This is a genomic window from Microbacterium sp. UNCCL10 (assembly GCF_000746195.1).
Classification (GTDB): Bacteria; Actinomycetota; Actinomycetes; order Actinomycetales; family Microbacteriaceae; genus Microbacterium; species Microbacterium saccharophilum.
Window position 1 is genome coordinate 1,193,488 of sequence record NZ_JQKT01000007.1, and the last position, 16,523, is coordinate 1,210,010.

The window sequence follows — 16,523 nt, forward strand, 5'->3', positions numbered from 1 at the left end:
GACCCGCGGCCGGGCTCACCGCGGACGCCGCTCCGCGACGAGCCGGGCGATGGCCTCGATGGTCCGGTCGATGTCGTCCTGCGTGGTCGCCCACGACGACATGGAGCAGCGCAGCGTCGCGTGCCCGTCCCACTCGGCGCCGGTGAGCGCCGCCGTCCCATCGGCCAGGATCGCGGCGCCGAGCGCGCGGGTCGCGTCGTCGTCGTCGAGCCGGAACATCACCTGCGTGTAGACGACGTCGTTGACGACCGTCACGCCGTCGAGCCGGCGAAGGCCCGCCTCCAGGCGTCGCGCGTGCGCGTGCAGCCGGTCGACGAGGTCGGCGACGCCCCGGCGGCCGAGGCTGCGCAGCGCCGCCCACGCGGGCACCCCGCGCCCGCGCCGGGACAGCTCGGGGTTCACGTCCCACGGGTCCAGGCTCGTGTACATCAGGTAGTCCCCGCCGGTCCGGAACATCGCGATCGCGTCGGCGGGGTTGCGGATGATCGCCATCCCGCAGTCGTAGGGGACGTTCAGCGTCTTGTGCGCATCGGTCGTCCACGAGTCGGCGCCCGCGGCGCCCGCGACGAGGTGCGCCAGCCCGGGGGTCGCAGCCGCCCACAGCCCGAACGCCCCGTCGATGTGGATCCACGCCCCGGCGGCGCGCGCCAGCGGGATGAGCTCCTCGAACGGGTCGAACGCGCCGGTGTGCACCTCCCCGGCCTGCAGGCACACGATCGTCGGCGTGTCGGCGCCCGCGCCGAGCGCCTGGGCGAGGGCGGCCGGCAGCATCCGCCCCTCTTCGTCCGTGTCGACGACGACGAGTTCCTCCGCGCCGATGCCGCTGAAGCGCGCGGCCCGGTCGATCGACCCGTGCCGGTGCCGCCCGACGACGAGGCGCAGCGTCGGCGCCCCCCGCAGGCCCCGGCGGGTCAGGTCCCAGCCGACGCGGCGCAGGACGGCGTGCTGCGCGACCGCGAGGCAGACGAAGTTCGACATCTGCGCGCCAGTGACCCAGCCCACCGCCGCGTCCTCCGGCAGTCCCATCAGATCGCACACCCAGCGCCCCGCGACCCGCTCGAGCGCGACCGTCGCGGTGGTCATGGTGGAGGAGCCGGAGTTCTGATCCCACGCCGAGACCAGCCAGTCCGCCGCGAGCGCGGCCGGCAGAGTCCCCCCGATCACGAAGCCGAAGAACCGACCGCCGGGGATCGCGACAAGGCCTGGGTCGGCGCGCGCGGCCAGGTCGGTCACGACGGCCGCCGCGTCCGCGCCCTCCTCCGGAAGATCGTCGCCGAAGACCGCGAGCATGTCCTCGATGCCCGCGCGCGGCCACACGGGCCGCTCGTCGAGACCGTCCAGAAACCCGAGCGCTGCCGCATGGGCCGCCTCAAGCGCACGACGCCGATCGTCCATACCAACGAAGTGTGCTCGCGTCGCCCGGCTGATACAACGGGGCCCCGGCACGGTGGGGATTGCCGGCCGGCGGCCACGGCGCTAGCATCCCGCCATCGACCAGCCATGGGGTCGGGGGAGGGGGATGCCATGGCCGCCACAGCGCTGCCGTCGTCGGGCGCGCCGATGCCGGAGGACGCGGGGTGCGACACCGAGGACCTCGTGTTCGTGCACGATGCGTTCCGCCGGCTGTACGTCGTCCTGCCCACCGGCATCCGCGAGACCCCGCCGGAGGATCACCGGCGCGTCGCGCGCGTCGCGCGCGGTGTCGCGATGGTCGGCGATGCCCTGCACCACCATCACCACCTGGAGGACGAGTACTACTGGGGCCCGATGCAGACGCGCCGGCCGGCCTGCACGCCGCACGTCGAGCTCATGAAGCAGCATCATGCGCGGGTCGCCGCGCTCCTGGACGCCTCCGCGCCGCTCGCGGACGCGTGGACGACCAACCCCGGCGCCGGCACGGCGGAGGCGTTCGCCGCCCACATCGAGGAGATCGGCGCGCTGCTGCGGCTGCACCTGGCCCGCGAGGAGGAGCTCGCCCTCCCGGTCATGGGCGAGGTGTTCAGCCAGTCCGAATGGGATGCCGTGGGGGCCCAGGCGCAGAAGGCCTACGACCGGTCGCAGATCTTCCTCTTCTTCGGGATCATCCAGGACTCCCTGACGCCGGAGCGGCTGGACGCCTTCATCGCAGAGGTCCCGGCGGCCATCCGCATCCTCTATCGCCTCATCGGGCGCCGCCAGTACGAGAGATCCCTCGACCTGCTGTCGGCCGGCACGGTGCGTCCCGGGCCGTACGACGCCGCGGCTCTGCGCGGCGTCGGCTAGCGCCGCCCTTTAGACTGATCGTCATGTCCGGCCACTCCAAGTGGGCGACGACCAAGCACAAGAAAGCCGTCATCGACTCTCGCCGTGCCAAGTCGTTCGCCAAGCTCATCAAGAACATCGAAGTCGCCGCCAAGCTCGGCGGCGCGGACCTCGCGGGTAACCCCACCCTCTACGACGCCGTCCAGAAGGCGAAGAAGACCTCGGTCCCCAACGACAACATCGACCGCGCCATCAAGCGCGGCGCGGGCATCGGCGGGGAAGCCGTCGAGTACACGACGATCGTGTACGAAGGCTACGGCCCCAACGGCGTCGCGCTCCTGATCGAGTGCCTCACGGACAACAAGAACCGCGCCGCCGCCGAGGTGCGCACGGCACTGTCCCGCAACGGCGGCACGCTCGCCGATCCCGGGTCGGTCGCGTACAACTTCCACCGCAAGGGCGTCATCGTCGTCTCCGGCGAGGGCACGACGGAGGATGACGTCATGCTCGCCGCGCTCGAGGCCGGCGCCGAAGAGGTCGAGCCGCACGCGCAGGGCTTCGAGGTCGTCACCGACGCCTCGGACCTCGTCTCCGTCCGCGTCGCGCTGCAGGAGGCGGGCCTGGACTACGAGTCCGCCGACGTGGAGTTCGTCCCCTCGCTGAAGGTGGAGATCGACGCCGACACGGCGCGGAAGGTCTTCCGTCTCATCGACGCCCTCGAAGACAGCGACGACGTGCAGAACGTCTTCAGCAACTTCGACCTCACCCCCGAGGTGCAGGCCGAGCTCGAGAACGACGAGTGAGTCGCGGGCGCGCCTGAGCGCGCCCGTCGGCACCCGCCCGTACCGTGGGGGCGTGGCATCCACCCTCCGCGTCCTCGGGATCGACCCCGGCCTCACCCGCTGCGGTGTCGGCGTCGTCGACGTCGGCCGCGACCGGTCCGCCACGCTCGTGCACGTCGGCGTCGTGCGCTCCGACCACACGCTCCCCATCGAGCGCCGGCTCGCGCTCATCGCCGCCGGCATCCGGGAGGTGCTGGACACGCACCGTCCGCACGTCGTCGCGGTTGAGCGGGTGTTCGCGCAGCAGAACCGCAACACGGTCATGGGCACGGCGCAGGCCAGCGGCATCGCGCTGCTCCTCGCGGGGGAGTACGGGCTCCCGGCCGCGACGCACACCCCGTCCGAAGTGAAGGCGGCGGTCACCGGGTACGGGTCGGCGGACAAACGGCAGGTGCAGACGATGGTCGCCCGGGTCCTGCGCCTGGACGCGCTCCCGCAGCCCGCCGATGCCGCCGACGCCCTCGCGATCGCGCTGTGTCACGCGTGGCGCGGCGGAGCATCCGGCGCGGCCTCGGCGACCGGGGCTGCGGCGACCGCGCTCACCCCGGCGCAGCGCGCGTGGGCCGACGCGGAACGTCTCGCCCGCCGGTGACGCGTGTCGCTCGAACAAACATCCGAACCGGTGCGTAGGCTCGACGCATGATCTCCTCCCTGCGCGGACGCGTCCTGCACCTCGATGCCGACAGTCTCGTCGTCGACGTCGGGGGCGTCGGGTTCGCGGTGGCGGTGACGCCCGCCGTGACGCGCGAATTCCACATCGGCGACGAGATCGTGCTGCACACGAACCTCATCGTCCGGGAGGACGCCCTGTCCCTCTTCGGGTTCCAGGAGCGCGAGGAGCTCACCGTCTTCACACAGCTGCTGAGCGTCTCGGGCGTCGGCCCGAAGTCGGCGCTCGGCGTGCTGTCGTCCCTCACGGTCGACCAGATCGCGGATGCCGTCGCGGCCGAGGACGACGCACCGTTCCGCCGCGTGTCCGGCATCGGCCCGAAGACCGCGAAGCTCATCGTCGTCCAGCTCGCCGGCAGGCTCCTGCCGTCCGGCCGACCCGGCGGGGTTCGCGGCGCCGCGGCTCCCGCCGTCGCGAGCCAGGTCGTCGCGGCCCTCGTCGCCCTCGGCTGGAGCGAACGCGTCTGCATCGACGCCGTCTCCGACGTCTCGGCGGGCGCGACGCCGGCGGAACTGGGGTCCGTCTCCGCCCTCCTGAAGCTCGCCCTGGCGCACCTGGGACCGGCACGGACGGAGCAGAGCGGTGTCTGAGCCCCGCGACCCGAGCCTCGCCGAGGACGCGGGCGAGCTCGCCGTCGAAGGCGCCCTGCGCCCCGGCTCGCTCGCGGAGTTCATCGGCCAGCACAAGGTGCGCCGTCAGCTGCAGCTGCTCCTCGACGCCGCCCGCATCCAGCAGCGGCCGGCCGACCACATCCTGCTGTCGGGTCCTCCCGGCCTCGGGAAGACGACGCTCGCCATGATCGTCGCCCACGAGAGCGAGCGACCGCTGCGCCTCTCCAGCGGACCCGCGATCCAGCACGCCGGCGACCTCGCCGCGCTGCTGTCGAGCCTCCTTCCCGGCGAAGTGCTCTTCATCGACGAGATCCACCGGATGACCCGGTCCGCCGAGGAGATGCTGTACCTCGCGATGGAGGACTTCCGGATCGACATCATGGTCGGCAAGGGCGCCGGGGCGACCAGCATCCCCCTCGACCTCGCGCCGTTCACGCTCGTCGGCGCCACGACGCGGTCGGGACTCCTGCCGAACCCGCTGCGCGACCGCTTCGGCTTCACGGCGCACCTGGAGTACTACGAGACCGCCGAGCTCGAGCAGGTCGTCGAGCGCTCGGCCAGCGTCCTGGACGTGACGGTGCCGCCGGTCGCCCGCGCCGAGATCGCGCGGCGGTCGCGGGGCACCCCGCGCATCGCGAACCGGCTGCTGCGGCGCGTCCGCGACTACGTCGTCGTGCACGGCGGGGATGCCGGTTCGGCCACGGAGGCGGACGTCTCCGCCGCGCTGGACCTGTACGACGTCGACGCGATCGGCCTGGACCGGCTGGACCGCGCCGTCCTCGATGCGCTCATCCGGCGGTTCCGCGGGGGACCGGTGGGCCTGAACACCCTGGCGGTCACGGTCGGCGAGGAAGCCGAGACCATCGAGTCGGTCGTCGAGCCGTATCTCGTGCGCATCGGCCTCATGGGGCGCACCCCGCGCGGCCGCATCGCGACCCCGGAGGCGTACGCCCATCTGCGCGTCCCGCGGGCAGATGAGGCGCTGAGAATCGATGACCTATAATCGCTGAAGGCACTCGCCGATCACCCGCTCTTCGCTGCGCCCCTGCGCCGCGCCACCACCGTGAAAGGTGCCGTCATCTCCATGACTTTCGCAACGACGCAGACCACCGAGGCCAGCGGGTTCGCCCTGTTCTTCCAGCAGTACGGCCTTCTGCTGATGCTGCTCGTGCTCATCGTCTTCATGTTCTGGAGCTCGCGTCGTCGCGCGGCTCGCGCGAAGGTCGAGCAGGAGACGAAGGCGCGCCAGATGGTCCCCGGCGTGAAGATCCTCCTGCAGGGCGGCCTGTACGGCACGCTCGTCGAGTTCGACGCCGAAGACCTCTCCAAGGCGGCGCACGTCGAGCTGGCTCCCGGCTTCGTCGTCGAGGTGCACAGCCAGGCGATCCTCCGTGTCGTCGACCCTCTCGAGGATGCTCCGGCCGAGGACGCCGTGCTCTCCGACGCCCCCGCCGTCGAGTCGATCGACGCCGAGCCGGCCGAGCCGACCACGCCTCTCACGGGCGGCACCGTCCCCGACGCGGACGACAAGCCCAAGGCCTGATCCTCCACCGCCCGCGCGCGGTGCTCGAAGAAAGCTGACCCTCCGTGGCCACACCGACCCCCGTCCGCCACGCCTGGCGCGCCCTGACCGGGCTGCTCATCGTCACCGCGGTCCTGTTCGGCATCAACGCCCTCGGCGTGCACGTGTTCCAGAAGAGCTCGTGGACCCCGGAGCTGGCGCTCGACCTGCAGGGCGGCACGCAGATCATCCTCGCCGCCCAGACGCCCGACGGCGCCGCGCCGACGACGGAGCAGATGGAGCAGGCGGCGTCGATCATCCGCCAGCGCGTCGACGCGTCGGGTGTCGGCGAAGCCGACATCACGACGCAGGCCGGGAACCAGATCGTCGTCCAGATCCCCGGCCAGGCCGACGAGGAGACCCGCAACCGCATCGAGGCGTCCGCGCAGCTGCAGCTGCGCGCCGTCCTCTACACCGGCTCCGCCGCGACGAGCTTCGTGGGCGAGGACGGCAACGAGACGCCCTACCCGAGCCCCGACCCGACGCTCAACGCCACGCCGACGGCCGCGCCGACCAACGGCAGCGACCCGAGCTGGGTCACCGACCGCCTCTTCGCGGAGTTCCTCGCGTACGACTGCTCCGATGAGGCGAACGACCCTGCCAACGAGCCGGCCGACCAGCCGCTCATCACGTGCGGGCCGACGGGGACCGACAAGTACATCCTCGGACCCGTCGAGCTCGACGGCTCGTCGATCTCGGACGCGACGTTCGGCGTCGTCCAGACGAACGGCCAGTGGGCCGTCAACCTCGTCTTCGACGGTGAGGGCACCGACGTCTTCGGCAAGATCAGCCAGCGCCTGTACGGGCTCGACGCCCCGCAGAACCAGTTCGCGTTCGTCCTCGACGGCGTCGTCCTCTCCGCGCCGTCGATGAACGCCGTCATCCTCGACGGCAAGCCGCAGATCACCGGCAGCTTCACGCAGGAGTCCTCCAAGACGCTCGCCGACCAGCTCAAGTACGGCGCGCTGCCGCTGAGCTTCGAAGTGCAGAGCAGCAACTCCATCTCGGCGACGCTCGGCTCCCAGCAGCTGCAGATCGGCCTGATCGCGGGCCTCATCGGCCTCGCGCTCGTCGCCATCTATTCGCTGGTCGTGTATCGCGCCCTGGGCTTCGTCATCATCGCGTCGCTCGCCGTGATGGGCGTCCTGACGTACATCGCGCTCTGCATTCTCGCGTGGCGCATGGGCTTCCGCCTGTCCCTCGCGGGCGTCGCGGGCCTCATCGTGACGATCGGCTTCACGGCCGACTCGTTCATCGTGTACTTCGAGCGCATCCGAGACGAGCTGCGCGACGGGAAGTCGATCACCGGGGCCGTCGAGGACGGCTGGGCCCGCGCGAAGCGGACGATCTACATCTCGAAGTCGATCAACGTGCTGGCCGCCGTCGTGCTGTACATCCTCGCCGACGCCACCGTGAAGGGCTTCGCGTTCACCCTCGGCCTCACCACGGTCATCGACATCGCGATCTTCATCCTCTTCACCCATCCCGTGCTGCAGCTGCTCGCACGCACCCGGTTCTTCGGGGGCGGTCACCCGCTGTCCGGACTCGACCCGGAGGCGCTGGGCGCGGTGTACCGCGGCCGCGCACAGTTCCGCGCGCCCGCGGCCGCCGCGGCGAAGGGAGCCGCGGCACGCCGCAGCGTCCGCTCCCGCGGGGAGGCGGAGCGCCGCCAGACCATCGCCGAGCGCAAGCAGGCCGAACTCGGCACGAGTAGCCGCCGGACGACGGAGGGGGACCGCTGATGCGCTCCATGAACGATCTCGGCAACGACCTCTACACCGGCAAGACGTCCTTCCCGTTCGTCGGCAAGCGGCGGCTGTGGTTCATCATCGCCGCCGTGCTGGTCATCGGTGCGGCGCTCGTGCCGCTCCTGCGCCCCATCCAGTTCTCCATCGAGTTCACCGGCGGGTCGCAGTTCACCGTCAGCAACGTGGCGTCACCGGATCAGGCCGTCGCCACCGAGGCCGTGCAGACCGTCGTCGACGGCGCCGCGACGAAGGTCACCACGATCGGCGAGGACACGCTCCGCGTGCAGACCGACCAGATGACGGATGCCGACACGCGCGCCGTGACGGCCGCCCTCGCCGACGCGTTCGGCGTGTCCACCGACGAGGTCAGCTCGTCCTTCATCGGACCCAGCTGGGGCGCCGACGTGACGCGTCAGTCGCTGTGGGGTCTTGCGATCTTCCTGGCCCTGACCTTCCTCATCCTCGCGATCTACTTCCGCACCTGGAAGATGTCCGTCGCGGCCATCATCGGCCTCGTCGACGTGCTCATCATCACGGTGGGCGTGTACGCGCTGTTCGGCTTCGAGATCTCGCCGGCGGCCGTCATCGGCTTCCTCACGATCCTGTCGTACTCGCTGTACGACACGACCGTCGTGTTCGACAAGATCCGCGAGAACACCCAGGAGGACGGGGAGGGCTCGCCCCGCACGTTCGCCGAGTCGGTGAACCTCGCCGTCAACCAGACCCTCATCCGGTCCATCAACACGACGGTCGTCGCGGCGTTGCCGACCGGCGCGATCCTCTTCATCGGCGCCCTGTGGCTCGGCGCGCAGACGCTCACCGACATCTCGCTGTCGATCTTCGTCGGCACGATCGTCGCCGCCTACTCGACCCTGTTCGTCGCCGCGCCGCTGTACTCGCTGCTGCGCGAAGACGAATCGGACCTGAAGGCGCGCGACGCACGTCTCCTCGAGTCGCGCGAGCGTGGGCTCGCCTCGGCGTGACTCCGCGGCCCACCCGGCGGGCGTAGAATCGAGGAATGCCCGGCGGAGCGCTCCGCGAGGGCGTGAGAAAGCTGCACAGGCGGTCCTGAGACGGAGGTGAGCGGATGGCGGAGCCCGTTCCCGCGTCGACGCAGACGCCCGGACAGAGCTCTTCGCTGCGCCGCCTCGTTCCGCGCATCTTCTCCCGCGCCCCCTCCCGCGACGGCGTCGAACTCCTCGTCCGCACGGTGCGCACGCACCACCCGAAGGGCGACCTCGCGATCATCGATCGCGCGTACCGGGTCGCCGAGCGCGCCCACGCCAACCAGAAGCGGCAGAGCGGCGAGCCGTACATCACGCATCCGCTCGCGGTCGCGCAGATCCTCGCCGAGCTCGGTCTCGGGCCCCGCGCCATCGCGGCGGCACTCCTGCACGACACCGTCGAGGACACCGACTACCGCCTCGGCCAGCTGACCGCCGACTTCGGCGACGAGGTCGCGATGCTCGTCGACGGCGTCACGAAGCTCGACAAGGTCAAGTACGGCGACGCGACGCAGGCCGAGACGGTCCGGAAGATGATCGTCGCGATGTCCAAGGACATCCGCGTGCTCCTCATCAAACTCGCCGACCGCCTGCACAACGCGCGCACATGGGGTTTCGTCCCGCCTGAGAAGGCCGCGCGCAAGGCCACCGAGACCCTCGAGATCTACGCGCCGCTGGCCCACCGGCTCGGCATCCAAGCCATCAAGAGCGAACTCGAGGACCTCTCGTTCGCCGTCCTGCATTCCAAGCTGTACGCCGAGATCGACAGTCTCGTCAAGCAGCGGACGCCGCAGCGCGAGCAGTACGTCCAGACGGTCATCGAAGCCGTCGAGGCCGACCTGCGGGAGCTCCGCATCCGCGGGCGCGTCATGGGACGCCCGAAGCAGCTGTACTCGGTGTACCAGAAGATGGTCGTGCGAGGGCGCGAGTTCGACGACATCTACGACCTCATCGGCATCCGCGTGCTCGTGAACTCCGTCCGCGACTGCTACGCGGTGCTCGGCGCCATCCACGCGCGCTGGACGCCGCTGCCGGGCCGCTTCAAGGACTACATCGCGACGCCGAAGTTCAACCTGTACCAGTCGCTGCACACGACCGTGATCGGCCCCGGCGGCCGGACGGTCGAGATCCAGATCCGCACCAACGAGATGCACCAGCAGGCCGAGTACGGTGTCGCGGCACACTGGAAGTACAAGGAGCGCGTCAACGGCGGGAAGACCGATTCGAAGTCGGACAACGCCGACATGGCCTGGCTCGCGCACATCTCCGACTGGCAGGCCGAGACCGCCGACCCGGGGGAGTTCCTCGACTCGCTGCGCTTCGAGATCGGCGCGAAGGAGGTCTACGTCTTCACCCCGAAGGGACGGGTCATCGGTCTTCCCGCCGGCGCGACGCCGGTCGACTTCGCGTACGCGGTGCACACCGAGGTCGGCCACCGCACGATGGGCTCCAAGGTCAACGGCCGCCTCGTGCCGCTGGAGTCCGAGCTGCACAGCGGCGACGTCGTGGAGGTGTTCACCTCGAAGAACCCCGACGCCGGCCCCAGCCAGGACTGGCTGACCTTCGTCAAGAGCACCCGCGCGCGCAACAAGATCCGCGGCTGGTTCACGAAGGAGCGGCGCGAAGAGGCCATCGAGCAGGGCAAGGATGCCATCGCCCGCGCCATGCGCCGGCAGAACATGCCCCTGCAGCGCCTCATGAACCAGGACTCGTTCACCGAGGTCGCCCACCAGCTGCGCTACGAGGACGTCACGGCACTGTACGCCGCGGTCGGCGAGGGCCACGTCTCGACGCAGTCGGTCATCGAGAAGGTGACGGCGCTCATCGGCGCCGAAGAGGACACCTCGACCGGCGCCGTCGACCTGCCCGCCCCGGGCCGCGCGCGGGCACCGCGCGGGGGAGACTCGGGCGTGCTCGTCCGCGGCGCCGGCGACATCCTCGTCAAGCTCGCGAAGTGCTGCACGCCGGTGCCCGGCGACGCGATCGTCGGCTTCGTTACCCGCGGCAGCGGCGTGTCGGTGCACCGCGCCGACTGCACGAACGTGAAGTCGCTGACGGCCGACGCGGAGCGGATGATCGAGGTCGAGTGGGCCCCGACGAGCAAGAGCGTCTTCCTCGTCCAGATCCAGGTCGAGGCCCTGGACCGCGCGGGACTGCTGAGCGACGTCACGCGGGTGCTCAGCGAGCACCACGTCAACATCCTGTCGGCCACCGTCTCCACGACGAACGACCGGCTCGCGCTCAGCCGCTTCGTCTTCGAGATGGGCGACACGGTGCACCTGGACCGCGTGCTCAACGCCGTCCGCCGCATCGACGCCGTCTACGACGTCTACCGGGTCACCTCCTCCTGATCCCGCGCCCGCCCGCGCAGGTAGGCGAGGGCCGGACGCTTGAAGTGCACGGGACCGGACCGCTCGAGCCAGGCCACGGCGGCGACGGCGAGACCCGGCTGCCACGCGCACATCGCCTCCACGGCCGACGGATCGCCGTCGGTGCGCCCCACGAGGTCACGGACGAGGTCGACGAGCGTGCGGACGGGCGTCGTGACGGCGACGCCCGAGATCATCACGACGTCGGCGGGGGGAAGCCGGAGGTCGCGGTAGTCGAGGCGCGCATCGATGACGGTGGCGATGCGGCGGTCCGTGCGGCGCTGTACGCAGTGCCGCACGGGAGGTTCGGGGACCGCTCCGTGCACCCACGCCGCCGACAGACGCGTCAGGGCGACCGTCTCGCCCGCGAGTGCGCGCAGGGCACCGGCGCGCAGCTCGCGCGTCTCGACCGCGTCGGCGGGCATGAACGCCTCGCCGATCTCGATGAGGTCGCCGTCCAGCCGCGCCGCCGTCAGCTCCGCCGTGGACAGCCGATCGCCCGCGTAGTACAGGAACGGCCACATGACGGCAGTGTGCCGGAGCGGGACGCCCCGAACGCGCATCACGACCCGTCCTGTGGACAGGTCGCGATGGGCGACGAGGGGGAGGAGACGCCGGCGGCTGTCAGCCGCCGAGCGCAGCTGCGTGTCAGCCGCCGAGCGCGGAGAGCCACGCCTTGCGCGCCGCGAGGGCATCCTTCGCGGCCGCGATGGCGCGCTCGTCCTTGGTATTCTCGGCCGCCGCGACATCCGCCTCGAGCTTCGCGATCGCGTCGCGGAGCTGCTGCGTCATGTCGTTCTGGCGCGCCCTGGTCTCGGGGTTGTTGTTCTTCCACTCGGCGTCTTCGCGCGCCTTGACGCCCTGCTCGATCTTTCGGAGCTCGTCGTCGAGGCCGCGTTCGGCCTCCCGCGGGAAGATGCGGCCGATGTCGTCCCAGCGGCGCTGGATGCCGGTCAGGAGCGCGCGCGCCTTGCCGGCGTCCTTCTCCTTGGGCACGGCGGCGGCCTCGGCCAGAAGAGCGCGCTTGGCTTCGATCTTCTCCTTGGACTCCTCGGCATCCGCCTGCTCGCGCTCGGCGCGCGCGCCGTACAGGGCGTCTCCGGCGGCCTTGAACCGCGCCCACAGCGCGTCGTCGGCCTTCTTGCCGGCACGGCCGGAGTTCTTCCACTCATCCAGCAGCGCGCGGTAGGCGGTGATGCCGTCCTCGCCCTTGTTCGCGAGCGCCTCGGCCTTCTCTACGAGACGCGACTTGGCATCCCGTGCGGACTTGTGCTGCTCGTCCAGGCTCGAATAGAACTCGCGGCGGTGCTTGTCGACCACGCTGCGCGCGTCGCGGAACCGCTTCCACAGCTGCTGCCCGGTGGACTTGGGCAACCGGGGACCGGTCGCCTGGTGGGCCTGCCAGCGCTCGAACAGCGCGGTGACCTCGGCCGTCACCTGCTTCCACTGGATGGACTTGGGGTCGCGGGAGGCGATCTCCTCGATCGCCTGCACGAGCTCGGTGCGCTCGGCGATTGCGGCGTCGACGGCGGCGCGCTGCGCCTGCTGCTCCTCTGCGGTCGCCTCGGAGAGCGTCGCCTCGAGGGCGTCCAGCCGCGCCTCCAGGGCCGCGAGGTCGCCGACCGCCATGGCTCCCGTCACGCGCTCACGCACCGTCTTGGCCGTCGAGCGAAGATCGGATGCCGACGCGCCGCCGCGCCGGTGGCGAACCTCCAGGAGGCTCACCTCGCTGACGAGGTCGGCGTACTTGCGCTGGAAGTAGGCGAGCGCCTCATCGGGCGTGCCGTCGGGGTACTGGCCGACGACGCGCCACTGGTCGCCCTCGCGGACGGAGACCGTGCCGTCCTCGTCGACGCGGCCCCACTCGCCGGCATCGGCCAGGGGCTCGCCGGCGACGGCCGGCGCCGCGGCGGGCTTGACCGGCATCGCCGGCTTGGCGGGCTTTCCCGGCAGCGGGAAGCGTCCCGGGGTCGGCTTCGCGGGGGCGGGGGATGCCACCGGCTCGGCCGGGGCGCTCGGCTCGGCGTCTGCAGACGGCTCGGCGTCGGCCTCGGCGGCGGGCTCGGCCTCGGCCGCGGACTCTGCCTCGTCGATCGACTCCGGCTCGGGCTCGACGGTCGGCGCGGGCTCGGCTGCGGGCTCTGCCTCGTCGGTCGAGTCCGGCTCGGCGTCGGAGTCGGCTGCGGGCTCGGCCTCGGCGGTCGGCTCGGGCTCGGCCTCGTCGGTCGGCTCGGGCTGGGCCTCGTCGGCGGCGGTGGATGCGGGCTCGACGGTCTCCGCCGGCTCGGGAGCGTTCAGCTCCGAGTCCTCGGCGGCGTTGTCGGCGGGCTCGGGATGTGTGGCGGAAGTCACAGGATGCACCTCGTCGCGGCATACGCCGCATGGGGGTTCGGTCGGCTCACAGCCTAGTACGGCCGAACTCAGGGTGTGGGCGAGGGGGACGGCGTCGTGGCCACCGTGGGCGTGGGCGACGGGGTCACTGCCGGCGTCGGCGTCGGTGTGGCGGACGGCGACGGCGCGGGCTCGGGGGTGCCGGGGCTGAGCGTGTAGTAGGCGATCTGCCCGCCGATGACGGCGAGGATGAGCGCACCGCCCGCGATCCCCGCGATGAGGTTGTCGCGCTGTCGGCGACGCTGCAGGCCGTGGTGGTACTCCTGGCGCGCGAGATACAGCCGCGCGCGTTCCTTCGCCGCGCGGTCGCCCTTCTTGCCTGCACCGCTCGCCACGTGGCCTCCTTCATCGCCGGTCCGCACCGGGCGCGGGAAAGCCTATGGTGCGGGCGCAGCGGCGGCCAAACGCGCCCGCGTCGGCGGGCGCGACTAGCCTTGACGGGTGACCACTCCCACCGCCCTCTTCCAGGGGCAGACGCCTCTCGCGGTGCGGATGCGGCCGGTCTCGCTCGACGAGGTCGCCGGCCAGTCGCACCTCCTGCGTCCCGGATCCCCGCTCGTCGCCCTCGCCAACCCCGACGCCACGGCGTCGCGCGCCGTGTCCGTCATCCTCTGGGGTCCGCCCGGCACCGGGAAGACGACCCTCGCGCAGGCGATCGCACGCACCTCGGGGCGGCGCTTCGTCGAACTGTCCGCCGTCACGGCCGGCGTGAAGGACGTCCGCGAGGTGATGCAGGAGGCGATGACCCAGCGCGACCTGTACGGCCAGTCCACCATCCTCTTCCTCGACGAGATCCACCGCTTCACGAAGGCGCAGCAGGACGCGCTGCTGCCCGGCGTCGAGAACGGCTGGGTCATCCTCATCGCCGCCACCACCGAGAACCCGTCCTTCTCGGTCATCTCCCCGCTGCTGTCCCGCTCCCTGCTTCTGACCCTGCAACCGCTCACCGACGCCGACCTCGGCACCCTCATCGACCGGGCGGTCACCGATGCCCGCGGTCTGGCCGGCGCCGTCGAACTCGCCCCGGAGGCGCGGGCGGCGCTCATCCAACTGGCATCCGGAGACGCGCGGCGGGCGCTCACGGCGCTCGAAGCGGCGGCATCCATGCCGGAAGGCGACTCCGCGGTGATCACGGCGGAGCACGTCGCGCAGGCCGTGGACCGCGCGCTCCTGCGCTACGACCGGCAGGGCGACGAGCACTACGACGTCATCAGCGCCTTCATCAAGTCGATCCGCGGTTCCGACGTGGATGCCGCGATGCACTACCTCGCCCGCATGATCGAGGCGGGGGAGGACCCCCGCTTCATCGCGCGCCGGCTCGTCATCTCGGCCGCCGAGGACATCGGCCTCGCGGACCCCCACGCGCTGCAGATCGCGGTCGCCGCCGCCGACGCCGTCGCGTTCATCGGGATGCCGGAGGGCCGCATCCCGCTCGCCGAGGCCACGGCCTACCTCGCGACGACGGCGAAATCCAACGCCGCCTACAACGCGATCAACGCCGCGATCGCCGATGTGCGCGCGGGCGGGTTCGGCCGCGTCCCGACGCACCTCCGCGACGCGCACTACCCGGGCGCGAAGCGGCTCGGGCACGGCAAGGGCTACATCTACCCGCACGACCTCGACGTCGGCGTCGCGACCCAGCAGTACCTTCCCGACGAGCTGCAGGGCCGGCGCTACTACGAGCCGACCGGCCGCGGCGTCGAGCGCGACATCTCGGCGCGGCTGGAGAAGATCCGCAAGATCCTCGGGGACGACCGGTGACGGCAGACGAGCCCGTCCCGCGCTGGATCAAGCTCGGCACAGAACCGATGTACGCCGGCTATGTGCGCGTGCGCCGCGACCAGTACCGCCTCCCGGACGGCAGCGAGAGCGGCTGGGACGTCATCGAGATCGGCGACACCGTCTCGGTCGTCGCTTTCACGCCGGACGACCGCGTCGTGCTGTTCGACCAGTACCGGGTCGGGCCCGAGCGGGTCATCGCGGAGCTGCCCGGCGGCCTCATCGATCCCGGTGAGGATGCCGTGGAAGCCGGCATCCGGGAGCTGCAGGAGGAGACCGGCTACCGCCCGGGCGCCGTCTTCCACGCGGGGGCGGAGTGGGCGGCCGCCAACTCCCGGCGTCGCAAGAACATCCTCATCGCGGCGGACTGCGTCCGCGTCGCCGAGCCGCAGTGGGAGGCGGGGGAGACCGGGCGCGTCCGCGAGATCCTGGCGGCCGCGCTGCTGGAGCACCTCGTCTCCGGCGAGCTCAGCGACGCCGGCGCGGCGCTGCGGGGCCTGCATGCCTTCGCCCGGGCGGGCGACGTGCCCGCGCCGCTCGCCGGACTGCAGAGGAGCGTCCGCACGCTCCTGGCTCCGTGGACGGCCTAGCCGCGCCGAGTCAGTCAGTCAGTCAGTCGGCATCCGCTCGAGCGCATCGGCTCCCGCCGCCGGCATGCCGTCGCGCGGGGTCCACCGCATCCCCGCCAGCACGAGGGTGCCGATGAACGACGCCGCCGCGATCCCGACCATCAGATAGGACCACGCGCGGAGCTCGCCGACGGCTTCGCGGTCGTATGACGCGTAGTCGGTCTCCGCGGCGACGATGAGCATCAGCATCAGGGCCAGCAACAGCGCGAGGCCGCCGACCGTGAGAAGGTTGCCGTAATAGGGATTGCGCCGCATGTCGCTCATGATGCCAGCCGCCGCGCACGCCCACCAGACAGGGCAATCCGCCCGGCGGCCCGTGTCACACCTGCTGCGGGCTGCCGGCGGGCCGACCCGCACCTCGCGTGACACCCGCGCGCGGCGTGTCACACCTCCCGCGCCTGTGCCCGCGCGTGGCCGCGACTTCTGTGACAGGCCGCCGCGCACGAGGCCCCGCGCCAGGAGGATGATCTGGGGCGCCGCGGATCGGGGTCGGTTCGTGCCACGTCGCGCGGGCTGAGGCGGCACGGACTGACACCCTTCGCGGAGCCCGCGGAGAATGGGGGCGGATGCTGTCGCCTCCCGGCGGGGGATGCGGCGCGAAGCGACCCCGATTTCACCGCCCGACCCCGCCGCAGGCGTGCCTGGACGCGCCGTGGGGCGCCCAGGCCCGGTCTGCTA

General features: G+C 71.6%; 16 protein-coding genes. 11 read left to right on the forward strand and 5 right to left on the reverse strand.

Annotated elements, in window-relative coordinates:
• Nucleotides 1-15 precede the first annotated feature (15 nt).
• Complete coding sequence (locus BR85_RS05920; protein ID WP_028495690.1) at nucleotides 16-1,395, reverse strand: pyridoxal phosphate-dependent decarboxylase family protein; 1,380 nt, start codon at nucleotides 1,393-1,395, stop codon at nucleotides 16-18.
• Between the two features lie 129 nt (nucleotides 1,396-1,524).
• On the opposite strand from BR85_RS05920, the gene BR85_RS05925 reads away from it, so the two are divergent.
• From BR85_RS05925 to BR85_RS05965, 9 genes are all read left to right on the forward strand, one after another.
• On the forward strand, nucleotides 1,525-2,262 hold the full coding sequence (locus BR85_RS05925) for a hemerythrin domain-containing protein (RefSeq protein WP_166657794.1): 738 nt from the start codon (nucleotides 1,525-1,527) through the stop codon (nucleotides 2,260-2,262).
• A gap of 23 nt (nucleotides 2,263-2,285) precedes the next feature.
• On the forward strand, nucleotides 2,286-3,044 hold the full coding sequence (locus BR85_RS05930) for a YebC/PmpR family DNA-binding transcriptional regulator (RefSeq protein ID WP_028495692.1): 759 nt from the start codon (nucleotides 2,286-2,288) through the stop codon (nucleotides 3,042-3,044).
• 52 nt (nucleotides 3,045-3,096) lie between these two features.
• Nucleotides 3,097-3,675 (forward strand): crossover junction endodeoxyribonuclease RuvC, encoded by a 579-nt coding sequence (gene ruvC, locus BR85_RS05935; protein WP_028495693.1) that lies wholly within the window; start codon nucleotides 3,097-3,099, stop codon nucleotides 3,673-3,675.
• 47 nt (nucleotides 3,676-3,722) lie between these two features.
• Nucleotides 3,723-4,343 carry a Holliday junction branch migration protein RuvA gene (gene ruvA / locus BR85_RS05940; RefSeq protein ID WP_028495694.1) on the forward strand — a complete coding sequence of 207 codons (621 nt, stop codon included), beginning with the start codon at nucleotides 3,723-3,725 and terminating at the stop codon, nucleotides 4,341-4,343.
• Complete coding sequence (gene ruvB, locus BR85_RS05945) at nucleotides 4,336-5,367, forward strand: Holliday junction branch migration DNA helicase RuvB (protein WP_028495695.1); 1,032 nt, start codon at nucleotides 4,336-4,338, stop codon at nucleotides 5,365-5,367. The genes ruvA and ruvB overlap by 8 nt, the downstream gene beginning before the upstream one ends.
• An 81-nt stretch (nucleotides 5,368-5,448) precedes the next feature.
• Nucleotides 5,449-5,907 (forward strand): preprotein translocase subunit YajC, encoded by a 459-nt coding sequence (locus tag BR85_RS05950; RefSeq protein ID WP_028495696.1) that lies wholly within the window; start codon nucleotides 5,449-5,451, stop codon nucleotides 5,905-5,907.
• A gap of 44 nt (nucleotides 5,908-5,951) precedes the next feature.
• Nucleotides 5,952-7,667 carry a protein translocase subunit SecD gene (secD, locus tag BR85_RS05955; protein WP_028495697.1) on the forward strand — a complete coding sequence of 572 codons (1,716 nt, stop codon included), beginning with the start codon at nucleotides 5,952-5,954 and terminating at the stop codon, nucleotides 7,665-7,667.
• Nucleotides 7,667-8,656: a protein translocase subunit SecF gene (gene secF / locus BR85_RS05960; RefSeq protein WP_028495698.1), complete on the forward strand. Its 990-nt coding sequence runs from the start codon at nucleotides 7,667-7,669 to the stop codon at nucleotides 8,654-8,656. The genes secD and secF overlap by 1 nt, the downstream gene beginning before the upstream one ends.
• 104 nt (nucleotides 8,657-8,760) lie before the next feature.
• A complete protein-coding gene (locus BR85_RS05965; protein ID WP_028495699.1) occupies nucleotides 8,761-11,028 on the forward strand; it encodes a RelA/SpoT family protein in 2,268 nt (755 codons plus the stop codon).
• On the opposite strand, the gene BR85_RS05970 is transcribed toward BR85_RS05965, so the two are convergent.
• The 3 genes from BR85_RS05970 to BR85_RS05980 form a co-directional block, all read right to left on the reverse strand.
• A complete protein-coding gene (locus BR85_RS05970; RefSeq protein ID WP_028495700.1) occupies nucleotides 11,007-11,570 on the reverse strand; it encodes an SAM-dependent methyltransferase in 564 nt (187 codons plus the stop codon). The genes BR85_RS05965 and BR85_RS05970 overlap by 22 nt on opposite strands.
• A gap of 124 nt (nucleotides 11,571-11,694) precedes the next feature.
• A complete protein-coding gene (locus BR85_RS05975; RefSeq protein ID WP_197018588.1) occupies nucleotides 11,695-13,398 on the reverse strand; it encodes a DUF349 domain-containing protein in 1,704 nt (567 codons plus the stop codon).
• Between the two features lie 68 nt (nucleotides 13,399-13,466).
• The gene (locus tag BR85_RS05980; protein WP_028495702.1) at nucleotides 13,467-13,772 is read right to left on the reverse strand and encodes a hypothetical protein; all 306 of its coding nucleotides are present in this window, start codon (nucleotides 13,770-13,772) and stop codon (nucleotides 13,467-13,469) included.
• 157 nt (nucleotides 13,773-13,929) lie between these two features.
• Between BR85_RS05980 and BR85_RS05985 the strand changes: the two genes are divergently transcribed.
• Together BR85_RS05985 and BR85_RS05990 are read left to right on the forward strand one after the other, a co-directional pair.
• Nucleotides 13,930-15,198 (forward strand): replication-associated recombination protein A, encoded by a 1,269-nt coding sequence (locus tag BR85_RS05985; protein ID WP_028495703.1) that lies wholly within the window; start codon nucleotides 13,930-13,932, stop codon nucleotides 15,196-15,198.
• The gene (locus BR85_RS05990) at nucleotides 15,195-15,806 is read left to right on the forward strand and encodes an NUDIX hydrolase (RefSeq protein ID WP_051526174.1); all 612 of its coding nucleotides are present in this window, start codon (nucleotides 15,195-15,197) and stop codon (nucleotides 15,804-15,806) included. The genes BR85_RS05985 and BR85_RS05990 overlap by 4 nt, the downstream gene beginning before the upstream one ends.
• A gap of 18 nt (nucleotides 15,807-15,824) precedes the next feature.
• Here the strand turns inward: BR85_RS05990 and BR85_RS05995 are convergent, their stop codons facing one another.
• Complete coding sequence (locus BR85_RS05995; RefSeq protein ID WP_028495704.1) at nucleotides 15,825-16,109, reverse strand: hypothetical protein; 285 nt, start codon at nucleotides 16,107-16,109, stop codon at nucleotides 15,825-15,827.
• Nucleotides 16,110-16,523 lie beyond the last annotated feature (414 nt).